24 protein-coding genes are annotated in these 23,460 nt (G+C 72.0%); 9 read left to right on the forward strand and 15 right to left on the reverse strand.

The window, feature by feature from the left end:
- The first annotated feature begins 21 nt into the window (after positions 1-21).
- Positions 22-1,428: a glutamate decarboxylase gene (locus ACH4G3_RS10925; protein ID WP_397624167.1), complete on the forward strand. Its 1,407-nt coding sequence runs from the start codon at positions 22-24 to the stop codon at positions 1,426-1,428.
- On the opposite strand, the gene ACH4G3_RS10930 is transcribed toward ACH4G3_RS10925, so the two are convergent.
- From ACH4G3_RS10930 to ACH4G3_RS10955, 6 genes are all read right to left on the reverse strand, one after another.
- On the reverse strand, positions 1,425-2,186 hold the full coding sequence (locus ACH4G3_RS10930) for an ABC transporter permease (RefSeq protein WP_397624168.1): 762 nt from the start codon (positions 2,184-2,186) through the stop codon (positions 1,425-1,427). The two genes, ACH4G3_RS10925 and ACH4G3_RS10930, sit on opposite strands and share 4 nt — an antisense overlap.
- The gene (locus ACH4G3_RS10935; protein WP_397624169.1) at positions 2,183-3,133 is read right to left on the reverse strand and encodes an ATP-binding cassette domain-containing protein; all 951 of its coding nucleotides are present in this window, start codon (positions 3,131-3,133) and stop codon (positions 2,183-2,185) included. The genes ACH4G3_RS10930 and ACH4G3_RS10935 overlap by 4 nt, the downstream gene beginning before the upstream one ends.
- 73 nt (positions 3,134-3,206) lie before the next feature.
- Complete coding sequence (locus ACH4G3_RS10940; protein ID WP_397624170.1) at positions 3,207-3,848, reverse strand: PadR family transcriptional regulator; 642 nt, start codon at positions 3,846-3,848, stop codon at positions 3,207-3,209.
- Between the two features lie 10 nt (positions 3,849-3,858).
- Positions 3,859-4,410 (reverse strand): DinB family protein, encoded by a 552-nt coding sequence (locus tag ACH4G3_RS10945; RefSeq protein ID WP_397624171.1) that lies wholly within the window; start codon positions 4,408-4,410, stop codon positions 3,859-3,861.
- A gap of 105 nt (positions 4,411-4,515) precedes the next feature.
- Positions 4,516-5,979, reverse strand: coding sequence for an aldehyde dehydrogenase family protein (locus ACH4G3_RS10950; RefSeq protein WP_397624172.1), 1,464 nt, complete (start codon positions 5,977-5,979; stop codon positions 4,516-4,518).
- A 96-nt stretch (positions 5,980-6,075) separates the two neighbouring features.
- Complete coding sequence (locus tag ACH4G3_RS10955; protein WP_051185528.1) at positions 6,076-6,900, reverse strand: helix-turn-helix domain-containing protein; 825 nt, start codon at positions 6,898-6,900, stop codon at positions 6,076-6,078.
- A gap of 364 nt (positions 6,901-7,264) precedes the next feature.
- Here ACH4G3_RS10955 and ACH4G3_RS10960 point away from each other — a divergent pair, with 364 nt between their 5' ends.
- A complete protein-coding gene (locus tag ACH4G3_RS10960; RefSeq protein WP_020271513.1) occupies positions 7,265-7,762 on the forward strand; it encodes an ATP-binding protein in 498 nt (165 codons plus the stop codon).
- Positions 7,763-7,854: 92 nt separating this feature from the next.
- Here ACH4G3_RS10960 and ACH4G3_RS10965 read toward each other — a convergent pair whose 3' ends face one another.
- From ACH4G3_RS10965 to rpmG, 5 genes are all read right to left on the reverse strand, one after another.
- Entirely contained in the window at positions 7,855-8,073 is a 219-nt protein-coding gene (locus ACH4G3_RS10965) for a DUF397 domain-containing protein (protein ID WP_050810297.1), read from the reverse strand.
- A gap of 616 nt (positions 8,074-8,689) precedes the next feature.
- Entirely contained in the window at positions 8,690-8,923 is a 234-nt protein-coding gene (rpsR, locus tag ACH4G3_RS10970) for a 30S ribosomal protein S18 (protein ID WP_338782044.1), read from the reverse strand.
- Between the two features lie 6 nt (positions 8,924-8,929).
- Entirely contained in the window at positions 8,930-10,159 is a 1,230-nt protein-coding gene (locus ACH4G3_RS10975; protein WP_397624173.1) for a CobW family GTP-binding protein, read from the reverse strand.
- Positions 10,160-10,163: 4 nt separating this feature from the next.
- Positions 10,164-10,412, reverse strand: coding sequence for a type B 50S ribosomal protein L31 (locus ACH4G3_RS10980; RefSeq protein ID WP_059419097.1), 249 nt, complete (start codon positions 10,410-10,412; stop codon positions 10,164-10,166).
- Between the two features lie 2 nt (positions 10,413-10,414).
- The gene (gene rpmG, locus ACH4G3_RS10985; protein ID WP_010044249.1) at positions 10,415-10,579 is read right to left on the reverse strand and encodes a 50S ribosomal protein L33; all 165 of its coding nucleotides are present in this window, start codon (positions 10,577-10,579) and stop codon (positions 10,415-10,417) included.
- 64 nt (positions 10,580-10,643) lie between these two features.
- Between rpmG and rpmB the strand changes: the two genes are divergently transcribed.
- The 4 genes from rpmB to ACH4G3_RS11005 all read left to right on the forward strand — a co-directional run bounded on the left by rpmB (position 10,644) and on the right by ACH4G3_RS11005 (position 12,547).
- The gene (rpmB, locus tag ACH4G3_RS10990) at positions 10,644-10,880 is read left to right on the forward strand and encodes a 50S ribosomal protein L28 (RefSeq protein ID WP_086561587.1); all 237 of its coding nucleotides are present in this window, start codon (positions 10,644-10,646) and stop codon (positions 10,878-10,880) included.
- A complete protein-coding gene (gene rpsN, locus ACH4G3_RS10995; RefSeq protein ID WP_397624174.1) occupies positions 10,880-11,185 on the forward strand; it encodes a 30S ribosomal protein S14 in 306 nt (101 codons plus the stop codon). Before rpmB ends, rpsN begins: the two co-directional genes overlap by 1 nt.
- A 149-nt stretch (positions 11,186-11,334) precedes the next feature.
- Complete coding sequence (locus ACH4G3_RS11000; protein WP_397624175.1) at positions 11,335-11,868, forward strand: hypothetical protein; 534 nt, start codon at positions 11,335-11,337, stop codon at positions 11,866-11,868.
- A 136-nt stretch (positions 11,869-12,004) separates the two neighbouring features.
- Complete coding sequence (locus ACH4G3_RS11005; RefSeq protein ID WP_397624176.1) at positions 12,005-12,547, forward strand: DUF4232 domain-containing protein; 543 nt, start codon at positions 12,005-12,007, stop codon at positions 12,545-12,547.
- Between the two features lie 7 nt (positions 12,548-12,554).
- On the opposite strand, the gene ACH4G3_RS11010 is transcribed toward ACH4G3_RS11005, so the two are convergent.
- Positions 12,555-13,655, reverse strand: coding sequence for a DUF2786 domain-containing protein (locus ACH4G3_RS11010; RefSeq protein WP_397624177.1), 1,101 nt, complete (start codon positions 13,653-13,655; stop codon positions 12,555-12,557).
- Between the two features lie 99 nt (positions 13,656-13,754).
- Here ACH4G3_RS11010 and ACH4G3_RS11015 point away from each other — a divergent pair, with 99 nt between their 5' ends.
- Positions 13,755-14,498 carry a Clp protease N-terminal domain-containing protein gene (locus tag ACH4G3_RS11015; protein WP_397624178.1) on the forward strand — a complete coding sequence of 248 codons (744 nt, stop codon included), beginning with the start codon at positions 13,755-13,757 and terminating at the stop codon, positions 14,496-14,498.
- 137 nt (positions 14,499-14,635) lie between these two features.
- On the forward strand, positions 14,636-16,324 hold the full coding sequence (locus tag ACH4G3_RS11020) for a bifunctional 3'-5' exonuclease/DNA polymerase (protein ID WP_397624179.1): 1,689 nt from the start codon (positions 14,636-14,638) through the stop codon (positions 16,322-16,324).
- Positions 16,325-16,354: 30 nt separating this feature from the next.
- Here ACH4G3_RS11020 and ACH4G3_RS11025 read toward each other — a convergent pair whose 3' ends face one another.
- Positions 16,355-19,396, reverse strand: coding sequence for an AfsR/SARP family transcriptional regulator (locus ACH4G3_RS11025; protein ID WP_397624180.1), 3,042 nt, complete (start codon positions 19,394-19,396; stop codon positions 16,355-16,357).
- Between the two features lie 364 nt (positions 19,397-19,760).
- Complete coding sequence (locus ACH4G3_RS11030) at positions 19,761-20,654, reverse strand: glycosyltransferase family 2 protein (protein WP_397624181.1); 894 nt, start codon at positions 20,652-20,654, stop codon at positions 19,761-19,763.
- Between the two features lie 208 nt (positions 20,655-20,862).
- Here ACH4G3_RS11030 and ACH4G3_RS11035 point away from each other — a divergent pair, with 208 nt between their 5' ends.
- Complete coding sequence (locus ACH4G3_RS11035) at positions 20,863-21,744, forward strand: AraC family transcriptional regulator (protein WP_397624182.1); 882 nt, start codon at positions 20,863-20,865, stop codon at positions 21,742-21,744.
- 52 nt (positions 21,745-21,796) lie between these two features.
- Here ACH4G3_RS11035 and ACH4G3_RS11040 read toward each other — a convergent pair whose 3' ends face one another.
- Positions 21,797-23,260: an amino acid permease gene (locus ACH4G3_RS11040; RefSeq protein WP_397624183.1), complete on the reverse strand. Its 1,464-nt coding sequence runs from the start codon at positions 23,258-23,260 to the stop codon at positions 21,797-21,799.
- Between the last annotated feature and the right edge of the window lie 200 nt (positions 23,261-23,460).

Raw genomic sequence — 23,460 nt, forward strand, 5'->3', positions numbered from 1 at the left:
CCAACCCTTCTGGAGCCCCTCATGCCACTGAACGAAGGCCCCCGCCGGTCCGGCGAACGCCGCCTGTCCGTCAACCCCTTCTACGGCCCGGCCAACCCGCTCGGCGACATGGCCGAGGCCCCGCCGACGCACCGGCTCCCGGACCAGCCCATGGCGCCGGTGACCGCCCACCAGCTGGTGCGCGACGAACTGATGCTCGACGGCAACGCGCGGCTGAACCTCGCCACCTTCGTCACCACCTGGATGGAGCCGGAGGCCGGGGTGCTGATGGCGGAGTGCCGGGACAAGAACATGATCGACAAGGACGAGTACCCGCGCACGGCCGAACTGGAGCGGCGGTGCGTGGCGATGCTCGCCGATCTGTGGCACGCGCCCGATCCGGCGGCGGCCGTGGGCTGTTCGACGACCGGGTCGAGCGAGGCGTGCATGCTCGCCGGGATGGCGCTGAAGCGGAGGTGGGCCCGGCGCAACGCCGACCGGTACCCGGGGGCGCGGCCGAATCTGGTGATGGGCGTGAACGTGCAGGTCTGCTGGGAGAAGTTCTGCAACTTCTGGGAGGTCGAGGCCCGGCTGGTCCCCATGGAGGGCGAGCGCTTCCACCTGGATCCGCAGGCCGCGGCCGAGCTGTGCGACGAGAACACCATCGGGGTCGTCGGGATCCTGGGCTCGACCTTCGACGGGTCCTACGAGCCGGTCGCCGAGCTCTGCGCGGCGCTGGACGCGGTGCAGGAGCGGACCGGGCTCGACATCCCCGTGCACGTCGACGGGGCGTCCGGCGCCATGGTCGCGCCGTTCCTCGACGAGGACCTGGTCTGGGACTTCCGGCTGCCGAGGGTGGCGTCGATCAACACCTCGGGCCACAAGTACGGCCTCGTGTACCCGGGCGTCGGCTGGGCGCTGTGGCGGGACGCGGAGGCGCTGCCGGAGGAACTGGTGTTCCGGGTGAACTACCTGGGCGGCGACATGCCGACGTTCGCGCTCAACTTCTCCCGGCCCGGCGCGCAGGTCGTGGCCCAGTACTACACGTTCCTGCGGCTGGGCCGGGACGGCTACCGGGCCGTGCAGCAGGCCGCGCGGGACGTGGCCACGGGCATGGCCGGGCGGATCGAGGCGCTGGGCGACTTCCGGCTGCTGACCCGGGGCGACCAGCTGCCGGTGTTCGCCTTCACGACCGCGCCGGACGTCACGGCGTACGACGTCTTCGACGTCTCGCGGCGGCTGCGCGAGAGCGGCTGGCTGGTGCCCGCGTACACCTTCCCGGCCAACCGCGAGGACCTGTCCGTGCTGCGGGTGGTGTGCCGCAACGGCTTCTCGGCCGACCTCGCCGAGCTTCTCACGCAGGACCTGGAACGCCTGCTGCCGGAGCTGCGCCGGCAGCAGCGCCCCTTCAGCCGGGACAAGGACGCGGCCACCAGCTTCCACCACTAGCGGCTCAGCCGCCCGAACCTCCGTACCGCCAGCGGGAAGAACACCGCCAGCAGGGCCAGGGGCCAGACGATCGCCGCCCATACGTGCCCGGACTCCGCGCCGGGGCTGCCGAACAGGTCCCGTACGGCCGTGGCCGTGTGGGACATCGGGTTCCACTCGACGACCGTGCCGAGCCAGCCGGGCATGGTGTCGGGCAGGGCCAGGGCGTTGGACAGGAAGCCGACCGGCCAGACCAGGATCTGCACGGCCTGGACCATCTCCGGCTTCCCGGCCACCAGCGCCAGGTGGATGCCGATCCACAGCATGGCGAACCGGAACAGCAGCAGCAGGCCCACGGCTCCCAGGAAGGCCGCCGGAGTGCCGTGGGTCCGCCAGCCGAGGGCGGCGCCCACGCCCATGAGCACGATCAGGGCCAGCGCCGACTGGAGCATGTCGGCGGCCGAACGGCCCACCAGTACCGCTCCATTGGTCATGGGCATGGAGCGGAAGCGGTCGATGACGCCCTTGTCGAGGTCCTGCGTGACGGCGATCATCGTGCCCTCCAGGCCGAAGGCCATGGTGAGCGCGAGCATGCCGGGGATCAGATAGTCGCGGTACTCGCCGCCCACGCCCCGGCCGCCGCCGACCAGGTAGCCGAACATGAGCAGCAGCATCACCGGGAAGACGAGGTTGACGACCAGCTGGACCGGCTGCCGTCCCCAGCGGGCGAGTTCCCGGCGGGTCATCGTCCAGGAGTCGGTCAGGGCGTGGGCGGTCACGCGGCCTCCTTCACTCGGCGGTCGTCTCCGGTGAGGTGCAGGAACACCTCGTCCAGCGTCGGGCGGCGCAGCGCGACGTCCTCCGCCTCGATCCCGGCCTCCTGAAGGGCCCGTACGACCCCGGAGAGCGCCTCCATACGGTCGGTCACCGGGGCGCTCAGCAGGCGGCGGTCGGTGTCGACGCTGACCCCGGCGAGAGGCAACAGGGCGACTGCGGCCCCCAGTTGGCCGGCGTCCCGCAGGACCACGTCGATGCGGTCGCCGCCGGTCTCGGCCTTCAGCTCGTCCGCCGTGCCCTCGGCGATGACCCGGCCGGCGTCGACGACCGAGATGCAGTCGGCGAGCTGGTCGGCCTCCTCCAGGTACTGCGTGGTGAGCAGGACCGTCGTGCCGCCGCCGACCAGGGAGCGGACGGAGTCCCACACCTCGGCGCGACCGCGCGGGTCGAGGCCGGTGGTCGGCTCGTCCAGGAACAGCACCTCCGGTTCGGTGATCAGGGAGGCCGCGAGGTCCAGGCGGCGCCGCATGCCGCCGCTGTACTGCCGGACCGCCTTGCGGCCGGTGTCGGCCAGGCCGAAGCGCTCCAGGAGTTCGCCGGCACGCGCGCGTGCCCGCCGCGCGCCCAGGTGGTGCAGCCGGCCGAACAGCTCCAGGTTCTGCCGCCCGCCGAGCTCCTCGTCGAGCGCGGCGTGCTGGCCGAGCAGGCCGATGCGCAGCCGTACGGCGTACGCCTCGCGCACCACGTCGTGCCCGGCCACCTCGATCCGGCCCGCGTCGGGGCGCAGCAGCGTGGACAGGATCCTCACCAGGGTGGTCTTGCCCGCCCCGTTGGGGCCGAGCACGCCGTGCACCGTGCCGCGCGCGACCCGCAGGTCGAGCCCGGCCAGAGCCTTCTTGTCGCCGTATCTCTTCTCCGCGCCTTCGACGGTGATCGCCGTGTCGGCCACAGGGACTCCCTCGCTAGTCAAACTTGACTACAGGCTCGAACGTAACTCCGCCCGAGCCATTCGTCAAATTTGATTAGAGAGCATCCCCGGGGTGCGGCTCCCCCGTGGCGTACGGGTTCTCCTCGCCCTCGGCCAGGATCCCGACGAACGGGTCGCCCTCGTCGGCGAAGGTGTAGGCGCCGCCCTCGATGCGCTCGATGAGACCGCGGGTCCACTCGGCCTCGGAGTCGGCCGTGTGGACCCACATGTTCATGATCTCGCCGATGTGGCCCAGCTGTCCGGGCCCCTCCTCGGGCACGTAGTGCTCCAGAACGGAGGCCCGCCACTGCTCGATGCGCAGGGTGCGCTCCTTGAGCAGCGCGACCGCCTCCGCCCTCGGCAGGTCGACGACGAAGCCGACGGCGGCCGTCTTCACGTCCCCCCGCTGGTCGTACGTGACCAGCGCCTCGCGCAGCAGCCGGAAGTACTCCTCGGTGCCCTGCCCCGTGATCTCGTACTCGGTGCGCGGCGGGCCGCCGGCCGTGGACGGGGCGATCTCGTGCGCGTGCAGCAGTCCCTGCTTCGCCATCTGCTTCAGGGCGTGGTAGATCGAGCCGGGCTTGGCGTTGGACCACTCGTGCGCGCCCCAGTACTCCAGGTCGTTGCGCACCTGGTAGCCGTGGGCCCGCCCGTGCATACGGACCGCGCCGAGCACGAGGAGACGGATCGCTGACATGCGGCCAAGGTTATGACCCGGCCGCCACCTGCTGCTCCTCGGCCACCAGCTCGAAGGCGGTCCTGCCGTCCAGGGACTCGCGGACGATGTCGGCGTGGCCGGCGTGCCGGGCCGTCTCGCGGATGAGGTGCAGGCACAGCCAGCGGTGGGAGACCCGGCCGTCCGGCGGGAACCACGGCTGAGCCGGCAGCGCGAAGGTGTCGTCGAGGCTCGGCACCGAGCGGATGTACGCCTCCGTCTCCGCGGCGACCTTCTCCCAGTACGCCAGCTGCGACTCGACGGTCTCACCCTCGACCAGCCGGAAGCACTCGTGCCAGTTGCCCTGGTCCCGCACGACGGCCGGCGGCTCGCCCTTGGCCAGGGAGATCCACATCTGCTCGACCTCGGCGACGTGCTTGACCAGCCCGGCGAGGGACAGCTCACTGGCGCTGGGACGGGAGCTCGCCTGTTCGTCGGTCAGCCCCAGCACCGCCCGCCGGATGCCACCGCGCTGCTCCTCGATGAAGGCCAGCAGCGCTCCGCGCTCGTCGCCGTGTGCCTCCGCGGGAACGTGAGTGACCATGACCGCCGCCTTTCGCCGGATCCGGGGGCCTCTCCCCCGACACCGACGAAGCTACGGGCCCTTGCGGTCAGGTTCTGTCCGCAAGGGCCCGGCACACCGAAAGGATCAGAAGGGGAACCGGCTCCGGCCGTGCTGCACCGAGATCCACTTGGTCGTGGTGAAGGAGTCCAGCATCGTGTCGCCGTTGAGCCGGCCGATGCCCGAGTGCTTCTCGCCGCCGAACGGGACGATCGGCTCGTCGTGGACGGTGCCGTCGTTCACGTGGAACATGCCCGTGTCGATCTGCTTGGCGAAGGCGACGCCCCGCTCGATGTCCCCGGTGTGCACGGCACCGCTCAGGCCGTAGGGGGTGTCGTTGACGAGGCGTACGGCCTCCTCCTCGCCGTCGAACGGGACGAGGAAGGCGACCGGTCCGAAGACCTCCTGGCGCAGCAGGGCCGAGTCGGCGGGCAGGCCGGTCAGCACGGACGGTTCGACGAGGTTGTCGGTCCGCCCGCCGCGCACCAGGGCCGTGGCGCCCTCGGCGAGGGCCTGCTCGACCACGCCCGCGACGGCGTCCGCCTGCGAGGAGTTGATGACCGGGCCGATGACGGTCTCCGGGTCGCGCGGGTCGCCCGCCTTGAGGGTCTTCACCTTGGCGACGAACTTCTCGGTGAACTCGTCGGCGACGGACCGGTCGACCAGGACGCGGTTGGCGGCCATGCAGACCTGGCCCTGATGGACGTAGCGGCTGAAGACGGCCGCGTCGACCGCGTAGTCGATGTCGGCGTCGTCGAGGACCACCAGCGCGCTGTTGCCGCCCAGTTCGAGGACCGAGCGCTTGAACTGCCGTGCGCAGACGGTCGCCACGTGTCGGCCGACCTGGTCGGAGCCGGTGAAGGAGATGACCTTGGGAACCGGGTGCTCCAGGAAGGCGTCGCCGATCTCCGCGATGTCGGTGATGAGGACGTTCAGCAGACCGCCGGGCAGCCCCGCGTCCTCGAAGATCTTCGCGACCAGGGAGCCGCCGACGACCGGCGTGTTCTGGTGCGGCTTGAGCACCACGGCGTTGCCGAGCGCGAGCGCCGGGGCGACGGACTTGATCGACAGCAGGAACGGGAAGTTGAAGGGGCTGATCACGCCCACGACACCGACCGGCACGCGGTAGACGCGGTTCTCCTTGCCGTCCACCGGCGAGGGCAGGATCCGGCCCTCGGGACGCAGCGCCAGCTGCACCGCCTCGCGCAGGAACTCCTTGGCGAGGTGCAGTTCGAAGGCGGCCTTCAGGCGCGTCCCGCCGAGCTCGGCGATGATCGCCTCGGATATCTCGGCCTCGCGCTCCTCTATGAGCCTCAGGGCCTTCTCGAAGACGGCACGCCGGGCGTAGGGGTTGGTCGCGGCCCACTGCTTCTGGGCGCGGGCCGCCGCCCGGTACGCCTGATCGACCTCGTCGACCGTGGCTATCGTGATCGACGCCAGCTTCTCGTCGTCGTACGGGTTGAAGTCGATGATGTCCCAGGAGCCGGTACCCGGGCGCCACTCACCGTCGATGTACTGCTGTGCAAGGTCGGTGAAGTAGGACGACGACATGTGTGATCCCTCGATCCCTGGCAGACCTCTGATCGCGCCTTCACGATCTGATCACACGTCATCGTACTTGTGTTTCAGGACAGTTGGAGGAGTACTTCAGGAGAGCTGGAGGAGGCCCCGCAGAAGATCCCGGCTCTCCGAAGGGCCCGGGCTGTCGCTCTGCAGCTCCTTGAGCGCCTTCTCGTACTGGGCGACGTCCTCGGGCTTGTCCAGGTACAGCGCGCTGGTGAGCTGCTCCAGGTAGACGACGTCCGAGAGGTCGGACTCCGGGAAGCTGAGGATCGTGAACGCGCCACTTTCACCGGAGTGGCCGCCGAGGCTGAACGGCATGACCTGGAGGCGTACGTTGGGCCGCTCGGAGATCTCGATGAGGTGCTGGAGCTGGCCGCGCATGACCTCACGGTCGCCGTAGGGGCGGCGCAGGGCGGCCTCGTCCAGGATGATGTGGAAGTCGGGCGCCCGCTCGTCGACGAGGTACTTCTGCCGCTCCAGGCGCAGCGCCACGCGCCGCTCGACATCGGCCTCGCTCGCGCCCTGCATGCCCCGCCGGACCACCGCGTGCGCGTACGCCTCCGTCTGGAGCAGGCCGTGCACGAACTGCACCTCGTAGGCCCGGATCAGCGAGGCGGCGCCTTCCAGACCGACGTAGGTGGGGAACCAGCTCGGCAGCACGTCCGAGTAACTGTGCCACCAGCCCGCGACGTTGGCCTCCTTCGCCAGGGACAGCAGGGAGGCGCGCTCCTGCTCGTCCGTGATGCCGTACAGCGTGAGCAGGTCCTCGACGTCCCGGGTCTTGAAGCTCACCCGGCCCAGCTCCATCCGGCTGATCTTCGACTCGGAGGCGCGGATCGAGTAGCCCGCCGCCTCGCGCGTGATGCCCCGAGCCTCACGCAGTCGCCTGAGTTGTGATCCGAGCAGCATGCGCCGCACCACCGATCCCGGCTCTCCCGCGCTCACGTTCGCCAGCCTCCCCAACGTCTTCAGGGGCCGAAGTCTGCCACTAAAACACTCCGAGCAGTACTCGTCCGGTTACGGAAACGGAATCGAGACAGGGAACGCACGCGCGCGGGTTCAAGAAAGAGGCAAGCGAACGGGCAGACAGGGCCGTGAAGATGACGGAAAAATTGACCAACAAGCGGTACGGGATGACTCATTCCGGTCACGTGCACGTGCATCTGCCCTTGCATCTGCTGTACGCATCCGAAACCATGGTCCCGCACCACCGCCGCATCGCACCGACCGCGAATTCCCGGGAGTGCCTCGCATGGGGACGAATGGATCGACCATGCTCGAGCCGTTACGGCAGGGCCTTCCGCCGCTGGACCCCGCGGCCGTGTCCGACGCCGCCTCCTGCGCTCTGCCCGCCCGCTACGAAGCGGTGCGCGAAGCACGGCGGTTCACCCGCAGAACGCTCGACCAGTGGGACATGGGCGACCGTTTCGACGACGTCTGCCTGGTGGTCTCGGAACTGGTCACCAACGCCCTGCGGCACGGCCTGCCGGCGAGCACCCGGTGCGCCACCACCGGCCAGGAGCCTCCCGTACGGCTGCACCTGATGCGCTGGACCGAGCGCCTGGTGTGCGCGGTGCGCGACCCCAGTCACGACAGTCCCGTCGCGCGGGAGACCGACGACTTCTCGGCCGAGTCGGGCCGGGGGCTGTTCCTCGTCGACTCCTTCAGCGACAGCTGGGGCTGGCATCCGCTCGCGGGCGCGCTCAGCGGCAAGGTGGTCTGGGCGCTGTTCCGGCTGCCGCGGCCCGGTTCGGAGCCGCACGCGGAATGAGAAACCGCGGCGCTTCCTTGCGCCGCGGTTCTACGCGCGTCGCCGCGCGTTGAGTACTGATTGCCCCGTTTCGCGAAGGGGATGCCGGGGCGTCAGCCCCCCACCAGGTGGTCGAACTCGCCGTCCTTCACGCCCAGCAGCATGGCCTCGATCTCCGCACGGGTATAGACCAGCGCGGGACCGTCGGGGAAGCGCGAGTTGCGGACGGCCACGTCACCGCCCGGCAGCCGGGCGAACTCCACGCACGAGCCCTGCGAGTTGCTGTGCCGGCTCTTCTGCCAGGCCACACCACGCAGCCCGGCGGCCGCCATACCGTTGTACACGTCGTGGTCCACAGGTCGCTCCCCGGTGGTGCACTGGCTGGTGTGGCCATTGATGCAGTGGTCAACTGACCCGGATCATAGCTGTGTTCATGTGCAGATGCATGGGCAGATGCACGTGCACGCGGGGTGGTCCTCCGGTTACAGCTTTGACGACTGCTTTACCGAAAGCTCTTGCCTGTTTGACGGGACTGCCCGGCCGCGCGTTCCCGGCCACCGGCGACGAAGTCGGCGGGTTCGGCGGAGGTCTGATGGAGGCGGAGCATCCGCTCGGCTGCGGGCGCGAGGAACGGCGCGGGGGCCTGCGGGAGAAACGGGAGCTGGGGACGCGGGGGCGAGGGCTGCGGCAGTGCCGGCGGGCCTCCATGCGGAAGACGACCGCCGCTTGCGGGAGCAGGGAGAAATGGGCCGCACGGATGACCGTGACGTCCCCCTCGGGGCCGGTGCCGGGGTCGGACCATCGCCGGACAGGCGGTCGGCCGACAGGCCCTGACGGACCGCCCGGCGTGCGCCCCGTGCGGCCTCGCGACAGATACATGAGGTTCCCCACCCGTCAAGCGTGGGGAACCTCACCCGGGTTGGGACGGTCAGCGGCCGGCGTACGGCATCAGCGGCCGGCGTAGGGCAGCAGCGCCATCTCGCGGGCGTTCTTGATCGCCCGGGCCAGCTGCCGCTGCTGCTGGGCCGACACGCGGGTGACCCGGCGGCTGCGGATCTTGCCGCGGTCGGAGATGAACTTCCGCAGCAGGTCGGTGTCCTTGTAGTCGATGTACTCGATCCCGGCCTGGTCCAGCGGATTGGGACGGTTCTTGACGGGCTTGCGGTCGATCTTGCGGGGCATGTCGGTTCAGACCTCCAGGAGCGTGTCGAAGGCGTGCGGCAGCCGCTGCCAGGCGTCACGCCCGGCCGCGTACTCGGCGTCGGTCAGCAGGCAGGACTCCAGCAGCCGCTCCAGGCCGTCCCGGTCGAGGCCGGGCGAGGTGAAGACCAGGTGCTGGCAGCGGTCACCGTGCTCGGGGTGCCAGTCCAGCGCGGCGGCGGCGCGGCGCACCGGCGGGACCATCTCCCAGGCCGCGTCCGGCAGGGAGGCGAGCCACGGCCCCACGCTCTCCACGCACAGGGCCCCACCCGCCGCGTCCCAGTGGAACAGCGTGTCGGGCTTGTCGGCGAGCCAGAACCGGCCCCGGCTGCGGGCCGCCGCGCAGGTCAGGTCCTCCAGGGCGGCGTAGAGCCGCTCCGGGTGGAAGGGGCGGCGCTGCTGCCAGACCAGGGTGGAGACGCCGTGCGCGTCGGCCTCGGCGGGGAGCAGGGCGCAGGCCGGGTGCTGGGCGGCCGCCGCCGACTCCACGTCGAAGCCGGCCAGGGCGGCCTCGGCCAGCGGCGGGAGCGGGCGGCGGCGCGGGGCCGGCACGGTCAGGCCGTCGGCCGTATCCGCCGCGAAGGCGCCGGGCGCGGGTGCGCCCGCCAGGTCACCGTGGCCGATCGGAACCTGGCGGGCCGTCGGGTGCAGCTGCGCGAGCAGCTCGCGGTCCTCGTCGTCCGCCTCGGGCGACTCGGCGATCGCGAGGACGGGCGCGTACTCCAGCTGGCGGGCGAAGGTGTCGGCGACCGTGCGCTGGTCGGTGGCAGCGGCGGCGAGACCGCCGTCGGCCAGGTCGTCGCCGTTGCCGAGGTACGGCAGGAGCAGGGCCGGGTCGACGGCGGTGATCACGCCGGTGACGGTGAGCCCGCCGGCGGTGACGACCTCGGCCATGGCCTTGGGCTCGACGGAGTCCCACAGCTCGACGACGGCCAGGGGCGTCCGCCCGGCATCCGCGAGTCGCTCCAGCTCCGGGACCAGGTCCTCGCGCAGGGCGCAGCAGGCACAGTCGTTGACGAGCGGCGCCTCCCCCGTGTCCAGGACGCCGGTGGCGTCCCTGATGGTCCGTACGACCGTGCCGGCCGCGGCCGTCGCCAGGTCGTGGTGGAGCGCGACGCTGCCGGGCACGTCTGCGAGCAGCCGGGCCACGGCCGCCCTGCGGGCGTCGGCGTGCAGCCCGCCGACGATCACGACGGGGAGCCCAGGAGGGACAGCCACGGGGTCAGCCCTTCTTTCCGTACCGGCGCTCGAAGCGCTCGACGCGTCCCGCGGTGTCCAGGACGCGGGCGGTGCCGGTGTAGAAGGGGTGGCTGACGTCGGAGATCTCGACGTCGACGACCGGGTAGGTGTTGCCGTCCTCCCACTCGATCGTCTTCTCGCTCGTCATGGTCGAGCGGGTGAGGAAGGCGTAGTTCGCGGCACGGTCGCGGAAGACGACGGGACCGTAGTCCGGGTGGATTCCCTTGCGCATGGTCAGCGCTCCTCTCGGAAGTCGACGTGGCGGCCGACGACCGGATCGAACTTGCGCAGGGTCAGTCGGTCCGGGTCGTTGCGACGGTTCTTGCGGGTCACGTAGGTGTAGCCGGTCCCGGCGGTGGACCGGAGCTTGATGACCGGCCGGAGTTCATTGCGTGCCATGCCGCTATGCTACTGAAAATGAATTCCATTTACATCTCCTGAGTCAGAGAGGTACGTCACCACCATGTCCGCGCACTGCATGCTGACCGGCACCCAGCCCGGCTTCGGCAACCGCATCTCGCACTCCCACCGGCGCACGTCACGCCGGTTCGACCCCAACATCCAGTCCAAGCGCTACTGGCTGCCGAGCGAGGGCCGGTACGTACGCCTGCGACTGAGCGCCAGGGCGATCAAGACCGTCGACACGATCGGGGTCGAGGCGGCCGTCGCCCGGATCCGCGCCCGGGGAGTGAAGGTCTGATGGCGAAGAAGAGCAAGATCGCGAAGAACGACAAGCGGCAGGAGGTCGTCGCGCGGTACGCCGCCCGGCGGGCCGAGCTGAAGGAGATCATCCGGCGGCCGTCGTCCACGGACGCCGAACGGCTCGCCGCGCAGGCCGAACTGCGCAGCCAGCCGCGCGACGCCAGCGCCACGCGGGTGCGCAACCGGGACTCGGTGGACGGGCGCCCGCGCGGTTACTTCCGGGCGTTCGGGCTGTCCCGGGTGAGTCTGCGGGGGCAGGCGCACGCGGGGTATCTGCCGGGGGTGCGCAAGTCGTCCTGGTGAGCCGGGGGCTTGCCGGTAAGAGGCCCTCGGGGGTTCGCCCCGGGGCCTCTTGACCCGCCCTGGTAGCTTGCTGCGGGTTCCGGCATGGGCCGGCGGGCTCCGCCGGGGCCGGTCGGCCGGCTACAGCTTGGGGGCTTGCAGTGACTTCGGTGATCTTCTCGCGTCGCCCGGGAGCGAGTCGGCGGGTGCGGGTGCGGGTCGCGGCGGCGGCCGCGGGACTGGCCGGCGCGCTCGTCCTGTCCGCGTGCAGCGGTGACGGCGGCTCCGGGGACGACTCGGCGTCCACCCCGGCCCCGTCCGCCACGGCGTCCGCCGGAACGGGCGGCGACTCCGGCTCGGGCTCCGGTTCCGGTTCCGACGGGTCGGCCGGGGGCGAGCTCGCGGGCAGCTGGCTCGCCACGACCGACGGCAAGGCCGTGGCCCTGGTGATCACCGGAAAGCAGGCCGCGCTCTTCGCCACCGGCGGCAGCGTGTGCACCGGCACCGCGGGCGAGCAGTCCGGGATGCGGATGATCCGCCTGAAGTGCACGGACGGCTCCAAGGACCGGGCGACCGGCATGGTCGACTCCGTGAACGGCAGAAGCCTGAAGGTCACCTGGGAGGGCGGTCTCGGCGCGGAGACGTATCAGAAGGCGGAGGGCGGGAAGCTGCCGACCGGGCTGCCGACGGGAGGCCTGGGGTAGGAGCGCGGGGTCTCGCCGGGCGGAGGTTTTGTGAGGCCGCCCCGGCGGGCGGCCTGCCCAGGTGCGTGACGGTCCCTGCGTCCGAGATGATCCGTGCGTCGGAACCGCTCATCGCCATCACGCACCAGAGGACCCCATGCGCACCTTTCCTCCCCTCGCCCTGGCCGCCGCTCTCGCAGCGACACTCCTGCTGACCGCCTGCGACGACGACAAGACCGGTGGCGACGACGCCAAGAACGCGGACCGGCCGGGAGGTACGGCCTGCGCGATCGGCGACTTGGGTGTGGAGGTCGGGGCCGGTGCCGCCCCCGCCGCCGGGGACACGGGCAACGTCACCGTCACCCTCACCAACCAGGGCGGCGCGTGCGTCCTGAAGGGCTTCCCCGCCGTCGACCTCTTGGCGGAGGACAGCACGACATCGGTATCCCCGGAGCAGACCGCGAAGGCCCAGACGCTCACCCTCGGGAAGGGCGGCACCACGTCCTTCACGATCACCTACGTCCGGGGCGAGAAGGGCTCCCCGAAGAGCCTTCCCGTGCGGAAGGCGTCCTTCGCCCTGCCGGGCGCCACCGCGGACGCACGCGACCTGCCGTGGTCGTACGGCGAGGTCGCCAGGCGGGACGGGAGCGGCGGCGCGGCGCAGGCCTCCGTGAGCGGCTTCGAGTCCTCGGGCGACTGACGGCAGGTCAGCGCAGCGGCGGGCGGTGGTCGACCTGGGCGCGGTCCGCCGCCTGCGCGCCCTCCGTCCAGCCCGCCGCGTCGCGCACGCCGCGCAGGCGGGTCGTGGTCGTCTCCGGGAACATCCGGTCCAGTCGGCCGGTGACCGCCACGTCGCGGGAGGCGAGGACCGGGAGCAGGTCCTGTGTCACCTGGGTCTCGGCGGCAGCCGCCAGACGGGTGCCGATGCGGTGGGCGTAGGCCGCGAGGAAGGACTGCCGGAACGTCTTGGTGCGCTTGCGGCCACCCGCCCGCTGGGCGGCCTCCGCCTTCGTCATCGCGGTCGTGGCCTGCACGAGGAGTGAGGTGTAGAGGAGTTCGACCGCTTCCAGGTCGGTTTCGAAGCCGACGACGGTGGAGAAGCCGAGGGGCTCGTTCCACACCGCCCGGCAGTGGTTGGCGGCGGCGACGGCGTCCAGCAGCACGGCCTTGGCCTGCTCGTACGGCGGTTCGACACCGATTCGGCAGGCCCCGGGCGTCTCGGGCGAGGGTGCCCGGGCCGCGAGCAGCGCCTCGTCGACACTGTGCCGGGCCATCAGCTCCTGCGCCTTGGCGCTGAGCGCCTCCGCCTCCTCCGGGAACCCGGTGGCCTCCGCCTTGGCGAGCAAGGCGCGGATCCGGCCGAGCATCCGGGACTCGGTCCTCGGCTCCCCGGGCGAGTCGTCGAGGGACTCGAGCACGGGCAGGCGCAGCAGCAGGCGGTACAGCTCCAGCACGGCGGTGGCGTACGAGAAGCGGTCGGTGCGGGGCGGGGCCTCGGCGGGGAGTTCCGCGAGCTGCGCGTTCCAGCGGCGGCCGCGCGGGCGGTCGTGCGGCGCCTGCGCGCGGATCAGTGCCGCCACAAGGAGTACGTGTACGTCGTCCAGTTCGCGCCGCACGATGCGTAGGACGTCGGCCGGCTGCCAGCCGCGCCGCCAGGCCGCCGCCACGAACTCCGCACCGCGCCGGGCGAGTTCGTCATCGGCCGCCGGGTCGGACGCGAGCAGGGACGCGCCGGTGTCGAGGGCCGTCTCGCCGGTGTCGTACAGGGCGGCCTCGAACGCGCGGTCGACGGTGGTGGGCGTACTCACGGGGCCGATGGTGCCATGCCGGCACGGGCAGCCCGGCATGCGGGACCGGGCGTCAACTCGCGGTTGACACCCGGCGGGGCGCAACCTACGGTTGACACCATGACGACGAACCCCGACATCACGTCATCCGTACGCCTCGACGACCTCATCTCGGCGATCAAGAAGGTGCACCAGGAACCCCTCGAACAGCTCCAGGACGCGGTGCTCGCCGCCGATCACCTCGGCGAGGTGGCCGACCACCTGATCGGCCACTTCGTGGACCAGGCCCGGCGTTCGGGCGCCTCCTGGACGGACATCGGCAAGAGCATGGGGGTCACCCGGCAGGCCGCGCAGAAGCGCTTCGTGCCGAAGGAGTCGGCCGACCTCGACCCGAGCCAGGGCTTCAACCGCTACACGCCGCGCGCCCGCAACACCGTGATGGCCGCGCACAACGCGGCCAAGTCCGCGCGCAACGCCGAGGGCGTGCCCGAGCACCTCGTCCTCGGTCTGCTGGCCGAGCCCGACGGCCTCGCCGCGAAGGCGCTCGTCGAGCAGGGCGTCTCCCTCGACACGGTCCGCGAGGCGGCGACGGCCGCACTGCCGCCGGCCGTCGAGGAGGCCCCCGAGCTCGTGCCGTACGGCCAGGCCGCGAAGAAGGTCCTTGAGCTCACGTTCCGCGAGGCCCTGCGCCTCGGCCACAACTACATCGGCACCGAGCACATCCTGCTCGCCCTGCTGGAGCACGAGAACGGCGAGGGCGTCCTCAGCGGCCTGGGCATCGGCAAGGAGCGGACCGAGCGGTACGTGGCGGAGGTCCTGGAGAAGATCGTGCAGGCGCAGAAGGAGACGACGGACGGTGCGTGACGGGCCCGCCGAGCTGCGGGCAGTCGCAGGGGCCGGGACCGGTCGTCGCGGCTGACGGCGACCCCGGCCGGGACGGCCGCCAGGGCCGGGACGGCCGCCAGGGGGGCGTTGTCAGACCCCCCTGTCACACTCACAGCATGGCCGACCGGTGGGCGCTCGCTCCGGCCGAGGACGGTGGCGTGGACGTCGCCCCCCTCGGTCCGGACGGGTTGCCCGCCGGGCCGGTGCGGCGGGAGGCGGATCCCGCCGAGGCCGTACGGAGCCGTCCCGGCGTCACGCGGTGGGTGTGGCGGTCCACCCCCGAGGTCTACCCGCGCCTGCTCGCCACGGGGGTGCGAGTCGAGCGGTGCTACGACGTCGAGGCCGCCGAGACGCTCCTCCTCGGCCACGAGGGGCGGTACGGGGAACCCCGCTCGGCCGCGGCCGCCCTGGCCCGGCTGCGCGGCGGCCCCGTACCGCCCGATCCGCCCCAGCGTTCCGCCGAACCGGGCTCCCAGTCCTCCCTGTTCGAACCCCAGGGCGTCCACCTGCCCCTGGCGGACCTCCTCGCGGTATACGCCGAGCAGCAGAAGCGGCACGAGCGGGCCGAGCACCCCGAGCGGATGCGCCTGCTGACGGCCTCCGAGTCGGCAGGCATGCTGGTGGCCGCCGAGATGAACCGCGCCGGGCTGCCCTGGCGGGCCGAGGTCCACCGCGCGGTGCTGCACGACCTGCTGGGCGAGCGGTACGCGGGCGGTGGCGAGCCGCGCCGCCTGGCCGAGCTGGCCGACGAGGTGTCCGCGGCGTTCGGCCGCCGGGTGCGGCCCGATCTGCCCGCCGACGTGGTCAAGGCCTTCGCGCAGGCCGGGATCAAGGTCGCCTCGACCCGCCGCTGGGAGATCGAGTCCGTCGACCACCCGGCCGTGAAGCCCCTGCTGGAGTACAAGAAGCTGTACCGCATCTGGGTCGCCCACGGCTGGTCCTGGCTCCAGGACTGGGTGCGCGACGGACGGTTCCGGCCCGAGTTCCTCGCGGGCGGGACGGTGACCGGACGCTGGGTGACCAACGGCGGGGGCGGGCTCCAGATCCCCAAGGTGATCCGGCGGGCCGTGGTCGCCGATCCCGGCTGGCGGCTCGTCGTCGCCGACGCCGACCAGATGGAGCCGCGCGTACTGGCGGCCATCTCCCGCGACCCCGGGCTCATGGAGGTGGCCGGCCGGGAGAGCGACCTGTACCAGTCCGTCTCCGACCGCGCCTTCTCCGGCGACCGCGACCAGGCCAAACTCGCCGTGCTCGGCGCGGTCTACGGCCAGACCTCCGGCGACGGCCTGAAGAACCTCGCCGCGCTCAGACGCCGCTTCCCCAAGGCGGTGGCGTACGTCGACGAGGCGGCCCGGGCCGGCGAGGAGGGCCGGCTCGTGCGGACGTGGCTCGGCCGGACCTGCCCGCCGGCGGCCCGGGGGACGGACGACGCGACGGAGGAGGCCGGCATTCCGGCCACCGACGAGGAGCAGCCCGACAGCGGACAGTGGGTGCCCGGGTACGCCTCCACCAACGCCCGCGCCCGCGGCCGCTTCGCCCGCAACTTCGTCGTCCAGGGCAGCGCCGCCGACTGGGCCCTGCTGCTGCTCGCCGCGCTGCGCAGATCCTGCGCGGGCCTGGCGGCCGAGCTGGTCTTCTTCCAGCACGACGAGGTGATCGTGCACTGCCCCGAGGAGGAGACGGAGACGGTCGTCGCGGCGATCCGCGAGGCGGCGGCCCTGGCCGGCCGGCTGACCTTCGGGGAGACGCCGGTGCGCTTCCCGTTCACGACGGCGGTGGTGGAGTGTTACGCGGACGCCAAATAGCCGGACAGCCCAATAGCCGGGCTCACGGTGTCAGTCGGTGGGAGCGAGCAGCTCGCGGAGTTCGGTGACCACCGCGTGCGCGTCGGTCCCCTCCAGTGCCGCGAGAGCCGAGCGCCACTCCTCGCGTGCCGCTGCGGCCTGCCCGCGTTCCCGCAGCAGCAGCCCGCGCTGGTGGCGGGCGAGACCGCCGGTGTAGCGGTCGGCGCGGGCGTCGGCCCGGTCCAGCAGCTCGGCGCACTCGCGGGCGGCCCGCCCGGTGCGGCCCAGCAGTCGCAGTGCGCGCACCAGTCCGAGCCGGGTCTGGGACTCGCCGTGCCAGTCGCCGTGACCGCCCAGGATGCGCAGGCTCTCCTCGAAGTGCGGGAGGGCGGCGGCCGGTTCGCCGAGCCGCAGATGGGCGTAGCCGATGTTGCAGTGCGCGGTGTGCCGCACGATCACGGCGCCGATCTCGTCCCCGATGGCGAGCGAACGCCGGTGCTGCTCGATGGCGGCCCGCGGGTCGGTGTGCTCGTAGAGGTTGCCGAGGTGGCTGTGGGTGACGGCCTCGCCGTACGGGTCGTTCAGCTGCCGTGCGTACTCCAGGCTCCGGGTCAGCGCCTCGCTCGCCTCGGCGTGCCGACCGAGCCCGTCGAGCAGCAGGCCGCGGTTGTTGAGGCAGCGGCGGATCCAGGCCGGGTCGTCGAGCCGTCGCCAGCCGGCCAGCGCGCGGTCGTTGAGGTCGAGGGCGTCGCTCCGGCGGCCGGTCAGGAAGTGCAGGCCGGCGAGGTCGACCAGCGCGTACGCCTCCGCGGCCTCGTCCCCGAGCCGCCGCGCCACGCCCAGACCGGCCCGGCCGAGCACCTCCATCTCGGCGACGCGGCCCCTGCGGTGCGCGTAGGGCAGGATCAGCCGTACGAGAGTGGAGACGAGGCCCGCGCGCCGCCGGCACGGGTCGTCCGCGTACCGCTCGACCAGGGTGACGATGTTCGCCAGCTCCCCGTCGCCCCAGGCGAAGGCCTCCTCGGGGCTGCCGAAGGGGGCGATGGTCTCGACGTGCGCCGCGTGCCCGGGCGGCTGGGCCGCGGTGGGGCGGCGACGGTCGTCCTGGTCGGGGCCGGGCTCGACGATCGCGACGAGCACCCGCTCGGCCACAGCGGCGTACCAGCTCAGGGCGGTTTCGCAGGCGTCGGTGCCCTCCACCTCCCCCTCCCCCTCCAGCTCACGGGCGAAGTCGCGGACGAGGTCGTGCGGCGCGTAGCGGCCGTACGCCGGCTCCTGGAGCAGGGCCACGTCGACGAGTCGGTCCAGGGCGGCCTCGGTGCGGCGTTCGCCCGTGCCGGTGAGGCGGGCGAGCAGGGGTGCGCCGTACGTGGGCAGATCGAGCGCCCCGATGCGGCGGAGGGTGAGGGCCGCGTCCCGGTCGGCCTCGCGCTCGGATCCGGCGAGCGCGTCGTGCGCGACGGCCAGGGAGCGGCGCACGCTCAGGTCGTCGTACTCGAGGTGGCGCAACCGCCCTTCCGTTTCGGACAGTTGCCCGGCGAGGACCTCCGGCGTGAGGGCCTGCCGGGCGGCGAGCCGCGCGGCGACGACACGCAGGGCCAGGGGCAGGCGGCCGGTGAGTTCGACGAGACGGCGGGCGGCCTCCGAACCGTCCAGTCCGTCCCGCCCCGAGGCCGCGACCAGGAGCGCCGCGCTCTCCTCGTCCGACAGCGGGCCGAGCGGAAAGCGGGCGACGCCGTCGAGGGCGGTGAGCGGCGAACGGCTGGTGACGATCACCGCGCACCCGGCGCCGCCCGGCAGCAGCGGCCGTACCTGCGCGGCGCTCGCGGCGTCGTCCAGCACCAGGAGCGTGCGGGTCGGCGCGAGCAGCGAGCGCAGCAGAGCGGATGCCGCGTCGGGGCGTTCGGGGATGCGGCAGGGCTCGGCCCCGAGGTCACGCAGCAGGGCGGTGAGCGCCTGACCTGGGGTGAGAGGGGCCATGCCCGGGGTCGCACCGTGCAGGTCGAGGTAGAGCTGCCCATCGGAGAAACGTTCCGCCAACTGGTGCGCGACGTGCAGCGCGAGTGCGCTCTTGCCGACGCCGGGCATGCCGCTGATGACGGCGGCGGCCGGAACAGCCGGGGTGTTCGGGGCACTGGGGGCAGCCGGGACGCTCGGGGACGGCGGTCCCGGTGTCGTGAGGGTGCGGCGCAGGGAGTCGCGTACGGCGGCACGCCCCGTGAAATGCGCCGGCGACGGGGGAAGCTGAGCAGGCGGCGGCTGAGCGGGCGAGGGCGACCTCCCCACGGCCCCCCGCAACACCTCCACATGCGCCTCCCGCACCCCCGGCCCCGGCTCGATGCCGAGCTGGTCGACCAGTCGGGTGCGCAGGTCGCGGTGGACGGCCAGGGCTTCGGCCTGTCGGCCGGTCCGGTGCAGGGCGAGCATGAGCTGGCGGTGGTACACCTCCCGCAGCGGGTACTCGTCGGTCAACGCCGCCAGCTCCGGCACGAGCCCGTTCAGACGCGGGCCTCCCAGCGCCAAGTCGGCGTCGTGGCGCCACTCCAGGAGCAGCAGCCGTGCCTCGCGCAACCGCCGTGCGAGGGCGTACCCGCCCACCTCGGACGGCAGCCCGGCGAGCGGCGCACCCCGCCACAGCGCGAGCGCGGCGGCGCACTCACGCACGACGCGCTCCCACTCCTGCCCGGCGTGCGCGGCCCGCGCCGCGGCGACATGGGCCTCGAACACGTGGACGTCCAGCTCACCCTCGCCGACCCGCAGCACATACCCGGACGGCACGGTCCGCAGCCGCTCGGGATCGTCGAGCAACCGTCGCAACCGGGCTATGTGGTTGTGCAGCGAGGCCTGGGCGGAAACGGGCGACGCCCCGCCCCACAGCGCGTCCTTGAGCGACTCGACGGAGACGACCCGTCCGGCGTCGAGCAGCAACGCGGCCAGCAGCACCCGGGACTTGGGACTCGCGACGTCCCGCGCCTCACTCCGGCCGCGCCCGCTGACGTCGTAGTACAGCGCCGGTGACCCGAGCAGCCCGAAGCGCAGACCGCACCGCTCGCCGGAACCGTCCTCGCTGCCCGAACAGGCAGATGCCCCCATCTCGCGCCCCCGTCTCCCCGCGCCACCGCCCTTGACGAGTTTCCGCCCCCGGTGCAGCGGTTTTCCGCCACCTTCGTCCTCACGTTCTCCACCGGAACAGCCCCGCCCACAGGCCGTCGTCCGTCCTGGTTCGGCGACTTCACGCCAATCGGCAGACGACGCAACGGAGAACCGTTGGCCACATGTTAGCGATCCGTTGGCAAACCCTGATGTGATCACTACGTCGGATCTGGCCCGGCGGCGCGCGCGTCTGGACGCGCAACTCGGGGGAGTGTCGCCGCTGCGGCCGGGTCCGGGTCCCGGTCGGCGGAGGTGAACGGCCGGGGCCCCACCAACTTCCCGCCGCCTGGTGGAGTCCTCGGCGTCAGATGACCGGCGGCCGCCCCAGCCGCGTGAGCCGCCACACCGTCCGCCAGCGCATGGGCCGCCGCTCACCCGCCGACTCCCGTACACCTTCCACGAACCCGCCGAACCATGCCCGCAGCCCCGCACGCGACCGGTTCCGTACGAGGGTGAGCAGCACCCAGACGCCCAGGTGGACGGGGACGAGCGCGAACGGCAGCCGGCGGCGGGCCAGCCAGACCCGGTTGCGGGCGTTCACACGGAAGTAGATGGCGTGCCGGGCGGGCGAGGTCTTCGGGTGCTGGAGCAGCAGTTCGGGCGCGTACAGGATGCGCCAGCCCGCGTCGGCCGCGCGCCAGGCCAGGTCGGTCTCCTCGTGCGCGAAGAAGAACCGGGCCGGCCAGTCGCCGACTTCGTCGAGCATGGCCATCCGCAGCGCGTGCCCGCCGCCGAGGAACCCGGTGACGTACCCGCCCCGCAGGGGGTCCGAGTTGCCGATCCGGGGCACGTGCCGCTGCTGCGTCTCGCCCAGCTCGTCGGCGATACGGAAGCCGACGATGCCGAGCCGTTCGTCGGCGGCGTACAAGTCCCGCACACGGCGCAGCACATCGGCGTCGACGAGCAGCCCGTCGTCGTCCAGATCCACGACGACGTCGATGTCGCCGAACTCCCGCAGCCGCGCGAGGGCCGCGTTCCGCCCGCCGGGGCAGCCGAGGTTCTCGTCGAGCTCGATCGGGGTGACCTCGCCGGGCAGCGACAACCGCCGGGCGAACTCGGGCAGCGGGCAGCCGTTGCCGACGATCACGATCCGCTCGGGCGGCACGTCCTGCTTGGCCACGGACCGCAGCAGCGCGTCGACCTCCTCGGGCCGATTGCCCATCGTCACCACGGCGACGGCGATCCTGGGCGCCCCCATGTCCTCACCTCGTCCCGGTCGGCAACTGACGGGTTGCCGGGCGATGCTAGCCGTTCACGGTAAAGACCCTTTAAGTACGCCTGCCGGACGGCGGTGCGCCTACGCCGTTCGGCGGATGCGGCACCCGACCCGATCGGGCACAGGATGTCGGGTGCGGCGGGGTGCGCGCTGCCTAGCGTGGTGATCACCGAAGAGGAAGGAACCGGGCGTGCTGGACCGGCTCAACCAGGCGATGGAGCACATCGAGCGCCACCTCGACGAGTCCGTGGACGGCGCCGAACTGGCGCGGATCATGACCACGTCGGAGTACCACCTGCGCCGGATGTTCTCCGCGCTGGCAGGTATGCCCCTGTCGGAGTACATCCGCCGCCGACGGCTGACGGTCGCGGGCGCGGAAGTGCTCGCGGGCCGCGAGACGCTGCTGGAGATCGCGGTGCGCTACGGCTACGGCTCGGGCGAGGCGTTCGCACGGGCGTTCCGCGCGATGCACGGCGTAGGACCGGGCGAGGCCCGGCGCACCGGCGCCGCGCTCGTCTCCCAGCCCCGGCTGACCTTCCGCCTCACCATCGAAGGGAGCAGCAGCATGCAGTACCGCATAGTGGACCGCCCGGCCTTCACCGTCGTCGGCTTCAAGACCCGGGTCCCGCTCGTGCACTCGGGCCCGAACCAGGCGATCGTCGACTTCGTCCGGGGCATCGACAAGCAGGCCCTGGAGCGCCTCGGCAAGCTCTCGGACCAGGAGCCGCACGGCATCGTCGCGGTCTGCGACGACCTGGACCCGAGCCGCGCCGAGGGCACCGAACTCGACTACTACCAGGCGGTGATCAGCGCGGCGTCGGCCCCGACGGACGCTCCCGCGGGCACCACCACCCTGCCCGTCCCGCCCGGCACCTGGGCGGTCTTCACCACCTCCGGCCCGGCTCCCCGGGCCATCCAGGAGCTGTGGCGGGACGTGTTCACCGAGTGGTTCCCGTCCAACCCGTACCGCAGCCGCCCCGGCCCGGAGATCCTGCGGACCGACCTCTCGGCGGACGGGACGACAGCGGACGCCGAGCTGTGGCTGCCGGTGGAACGGGAGACCGGCCGCTGAACGCCGAGAGCCCCGGGCCGACTTCAGTCCGACCCGGGGCTCTTGGCGGTGGCTACCGCGGCGCGGCCGTCTCCACGGCCTCCTTCCGGCGGGACCGCTCCCGGACGAAGGAGATCGCGATCACCACCGCGGCGACGAGCACCGAGAGCAGCACCTGGCTCCGGCCGCCGCCCTCCTTGCCGTCGGTGAGCATGTAGAGGAGCACGAACGCGATCATCGCGATCGTCGCCCACGTCAGATAGGGGAAGAGCCACATCCGGACGACGAGCTTCTCCGGGCTCTCGCGCAGGATGATCCCCCGCATCCGCAGCTGCGAGAAGCAGATGACCAGCCACACGAAGAGCGCGACCGCGCCCGAGGAGTTCAGCAGGAACTGGAAGACCGTGTCCGGCCACAGGTAGTTGAAGGCGACCGCCACGAAGCCGAAGACCACGGAGGCCAGGATCGCGGCCTGCGGGACACCTCGCGTGTTCGTCCGTACGAAGGACCGGGGCGCGTCGCCGCGCTGGCCGAGGGAGAAGGCCATCCGGGAGGCGGTGTAGAGGCCCGAGTTGAGACAGGACAGCACGGCGGTCAGCACGATGAAGTTCATGATCTCGCCGGCGTGCGGGATGCCGATGGAGTCGAGGGCCGCGACGTACGAGCCCTTCTTCACGATCGCGGGGTCGTTCCACGGCAGCAGGGCGACCACGACGAGGATCGAGCCGACGTAGAAGACGCCGACCCGCCAGATCACGCTCCGGGTGGCCTTGGCCACCGCCCGCTGTGCGTCCGAGGACTCACCGGCGGCGAGGGTGACGATCTCGCTGCCCATGAAGGAGAAGACGACCAGCAGGATGCCGGTGAGGATCGCGCCCGGCCCGTTCGGCAGGAAGCCGCCGTGCTCGGTGAGGTTTGCGAATCCTGTCGCGGCATGGTCGGAACCGGGCAGCACACCGAAGATCGCCAGTCCGCCGAGAACGATGAAGCCCGCGATGGCGACGACCTTGATGCCGGCGAACCAGAACTCGAACTCGCCGAAGGAGCCGACCGAGGCCAGGTTCGTGGCGGTGAGGACCGTCATCACGATCAGGGCCCAGGCCCACTGCGGTACGGCCGGCACCCACCCTTCCAGGATGACGGCGCCCGCGGTCGCCTCCACGGCGAGGACGACGACCCAGAAGAACCAGTACAGCCAGCCGATCGAGAACCCGGCCCAGCGGCCCAGCGCCCGGTCGGCGTAGGCCGAGAAGGACCCGGAGGTCGGGTTGGCCGCGGCCATCTCGCCGAGCATCCGCATCACAAAGACGACGAGGGCGCCGACCAGTGCGTAGGACACCAGAATGCCGGGGCCGGCGGCGGCGACACCGGAGGCGGAGCCCACGAAGAGACCGGCACCGATCACTCCGCCGATGGCGATCATGGAAAGATGGCGGTTCTTGAGACCGGCCTGCAGACCTGCCTGCTGCTCCGGCGGCTGACCATGGGCGGCGGGAGCGGTGTCATGGGCCAGTGAACCAGGGGGACGTGTAGTCATGTCGACATCCATGGGGTCGTTGGGAGTGCCGTGCTGGGCGTCAGGAGGGACGTTCGGGGCACTGACGATTCCCGGAAGCGTTCACGGTGCGGTTCGCGGAATCCGGATGCCGTACTGGTGACGGGGTCGTCACCGCACGTCCGCGTTTCGCTCCGTCTCCTCGTGGGAGGTGGGCCGCATCACTTGCGGAAATGGATTTG

It is taken from the genome of Streptomyces afghaniensis (assembly GCF_044327915.1).
Lineage (GTDB): Bacteria > Actinomycetota > Actinomycetes > Streptomycetales > Streptomycetaceae > Streptomyces > Streptomyces afghaniensis.